Here is a 3198-nt window from a genome sequence, read left to right as displayed (position 1 = left end):
GCAAACACCACACCAGACAAGGACGATACCCTTGATCCAAACGCTCCACCAAACGCATGCGACGAAGGTGAAGGCGTCATCCATATGGATGAAGAAGATAGATAAGTCAAATTAGCAAAAATATCAGAACAAATAATTGGACAGGAAACAGTTCAAACTGTTAACGCTCGCGAATTACAGGCATTTTTAGAAGTAAAAACCAGTTTTAAAGATTGGATTATCAGACGTATTCAAGATTGTAAATTTAAAGAAGAGCATGACTTTTGCTCTTTTTTGAGCGAAAGTTCAGGTGGACGTCCTTCTAAAGATTATGCTCTCACCTTAGACATGGCTAAACATCTTTCTATGATAGAGAGGAATGACAAAGGGCATGAAGCGCGTCAATACTTTATCAAATGCGAACGGCTTTTGAAACAAGTAGCAACACCACAAGTTGACTACTCCAAACCGGAGGCATTACTTGGTGTTTTAAATCACCTACAAAGTCGAATTGAGCAAAAAGATCATGTTATTGCCGAATTAGCACCAAAAGCAAAAGCACTTGATGGTTTAAAGCGTTCTGATGGGCTGTTCGGTCTTATTGAAGCAGCAAAAATGTTAGAGGTGCGACCAAAAGATTTAACAGATTACTTTTATAAAAACATTACATTGCCACTTGACATTGTGGCGACAATGTGAATAATCGAATCAGGTGCCTCAAAAACACCTTAAACACATAGCGGATAGATTGCCGAAACAGTCTTTTCACCGCCAATTAAAAGCTTTGACTCATTATATGTTACTCGCATATAATAGATTTGTCGGGTGTAGTTATGCTATACAATACCCTTTGGGAAAGGCATAACGACGGGCTATGTGCCGTGTTTTTGAGCACCCGGCGCTCTTCATAGAGTGTCAATCAAAAACCTTTAAGCACATAGGAGCCAAATCATGGCACAATATTTAATCGACATACACAAAGCTACAATTGATGGCGATACCGTTCAGACGGTAAATGCACGTGAGTTACATGCATTCTTGGAAATAGGAAAAGATTTCTCTACTTGGATTACTGACCGTATCAATAAATATAATTTATTAGAAAACCAAGATTTTGTTTGCTCCCCGATTTTGGGGAGCAAAGGTAGGGGTGGTCACAATCGTAAAGACTATCACCTGATCTTAAGTGTAGCTAAAGAACTTTCGATGCTTGAGAATAATAAGAAAGGTAGAGAAGCTCGTTTATACTTTATCAAATGTGAACGGCTTTTGAAACAAGTAGCAACACCGCAGATAGCCGCTCCACAAGTTGATTATTCCAAACCCGAAGCATTACTTGGTGTTTTGAACCATTTACAAAGTCAAATTGAGCAGAAAGATCATGTTATTGCAGAATTAGCACCAAAAGCAGAGGCACTTGAGGGTCTAAAGCGTTCTGATGGTTTGTTCGGTCTTATCGAAGCAGCGAAGATGCTTGAAGTGCGACCAAAGGATTTAACGGATTACTTGCGTAAACATGATTGGGTATATCGTCGGGCTCCAGGGGCGCCTCTGTTACCTTATCAAGATAAGATCAAGAAAGGATTCATGGACTGTCCTGCTATCACCATTCAAAGACCGGATGGTACAGAAAAGGTGCTCCCTTCAACAAAAATCACCTCCAGAGGATTGGCATGTTTGAGAGAACAAATCCATGGAGGTGTACAATGAAGATAGATACCAACTTCTTATGCGATTTATGGATAGCATTATCTCGATTTTCTAGACATGAAAATATGAGCGATAAAGATTGTACTGCTCTAGTTGACACTATGAGTGTAATAGAAAAAGCTTTGATTTCAAAACTTCAGGATGAACTACCCAATATTACAAAGATTTTAGCAATTCTTACAGATTTTGGAGATTCAGAGTTACCGCATAGCATGGATTCTTTGTTACGCGCTTATGAACCAAATTTCGAGAGCCCCATTAAAAAGGTTGCTTAATTAAAAAAACAGAACTCCCTTCCCCATCTTTAAAGGTGGGGAGGGGTTAATACACTAAAGTTATACGTGTGGAACTGGTCGTTCAAGAGGCTGTACAGCCAAACGAAACCCCATGGTACGCAGTAAAGCATTCAAGCTGCGGAACTCTGGATTACCTTTCTCTGAAAGTGTACGGTAAAGTTGTGTTGGGTTCAAGTTGGCTGCTTTAGCTACAGCTTGAACACCACCATAAGCTTTGGCCATTTGGCGTAGAGTTACAAGCAGCTCACCCTGATCACCATCTGCTAGGATTGCATCAAGGGTAGCCGCTGCCAACTCAGGATCATCACGGAATATTTCTGCCATTGCATCATCATGGTTACGGTCTTTCATTTTTGCACTCCTTTAATCTTCACGGTTTTGCCAATCACGCCAGCAAGCACATGCACGAGTGATATCAGTCTCTTGTGTTTTTTTGCTGCCACCGCATAATAGCAACAATACGGTCTTTCCAGATTGGACATAATAAACTCGGTAGCCAGGACCAACATTAATACGCAATTCATGAACACCCTCACGAAGCGGCTTGAAATCGCCAAAGTTTCCCTGCTCTAAACGATTAAGGCGGCGAATAATTGCAGTTTTAGCCTGCATATCACGGAGCTTTCGCAGCCAATCAGCTATCAAGTCTTTGCCATCAGAAGTAAGGTAGTGACGTATTTCAAACATGATGTATATTCGTTTATAAACGAATATTTGTCAAGAAAGAAATTAAAAGTTGAGAAAAAATCTTCTTTTATTCCAATGAAAAAGCGACATGAAGCTTAACCAAGCTATCTTTCCGAATGAGAAAGATGTCAATTTTTTAATCCAGCTCTGCTTTTTGCGGAGCTTTTTTTATGGAGAAGCATATGCGAAAAATATCATCAGAAGGACTAGCACTTATTAAACAATGGGAAGGTTTGCGTTTGAACGCCTATAAAGATGCCATTGGGGTGTGGACAATAGGTTATGGACATACAAACAGTGCTGGAAAACCTTTTATTTACGAAGGCATGACAATCACTGAAAAGCAAGCAGAAGAACTTCTTTGCCAAGACTTAAGACAATTTGAAAATGCTGTTGAACGCGCTGTTACAGTTTCATTAACAGATGAACAATTCGCGGCGTTAGTGTCCTTTTGCTATAATGTAGGAACAGGAGCCTTTTGTAACTCGACACTGTTAAAAAAGCTCAATCAAGGTGAATATGAAGC

At 40.0% G+C, this 3198-nt stretch carries 6 protein-coding genes; 4 read left to right on the top strand and 2 right to left on the bottom strand.

The genetic code is table 11. The features are described 5' to 3' along the window. Positions 1–120: 120 nt before the first annotated feature. The 3 genes from ACFINO_RS09430 (at position 121) to ACFINO_RS09420 (ending at position 1964) form a co-directional block, all read left to right on the top strand. Entirely contained in the window at positions 121–678 is a 558-nt protein-coding gene (locus tag ACFINO_RS09430; protein ID WP_375655545.1) for an antA/AntB antirepressor family protein, read from the top strand. 252 nt (positions 679–930) lie between these two features. After that, positions 931–1689 carry an antA/AntB antirepressor family protein gene (locus ACFINO_RS09425; protein WP_375655543.1) on the top strand — a complete coding sequence of 253 codons (759 nt, stop codon included), beginning with the start codon at positions 931–933 and terminating at the stop codon, positions 1687–1689. Next, complete coding sequence (locus tag ACFINO_RS09420; protein ID WP_375655491.1) at positions 1686–1964, top strand: hypothetical protein; 279 nt, start codon at positions 1686–1688, stop codon at positions 1962–1964. The genes ACFINO_RS09425 and ACFINO_RS09420 overlap by 4 nt, the downstream gene beginning before the upstream one ends. Before the next feature lie 60 nt (positions 1965–2024). Here ACFINO_RS09420 and ACFINO_RS09415 read toward each other — a convergent pair whose 3' ends face one another. Together ACFINO_RS09415 and ACFINO_RS09410 are read right to left on the bottom strand one after the other, a co-directional pair. After that, the gene (locus ACFINO_RS09415) at positions 2025–2336 is read right to left on the bottom strand and encodes a DNA-binding protein (protein ID WP_208439803.1); all 312 of its coding nucleotides are present in this window, start codon (positions 2334–2336) and stop codon (positions 2025–2027) included. Positions 2337–2348: 12 nt separating this feature from the next. Then, positions 2349–2672, bottom strand: coding sequence for a type II toxin-antitoxin system RelE/ParE family toxin (locus ACFINO_RS09410; protein ID WP_015857128.1), 324 nt, complete (start codon positions 2670–2672; stop codon positions 2349–2351). A gap of 182 nt (positions 2673–2854) precedes the next feature. Here ACFINO_RS09410 and ACFINO_RS09405 point away from each other — a divergent pair. Continuing rightward, positions 2855–3198: lysozyme (locus tag ACFINO_RS09405; protein ID WP_375655541.1), on the top strand; the 344-nt coding region annotated here is incomplete at its 3' end.

It is taken from the genome of Bartonella sp. AA83SXKL (assembly GCF_042196965.1).
Taxonomy (GTDB): Bacteria; Pseudomonadota; Alphaproteobacteria; order Rhizobiales; family Rhizobiaceae; genus Bartonella.
This window is presented reverse-complemented; position numbering and strand designations above follow the sequence as displayed.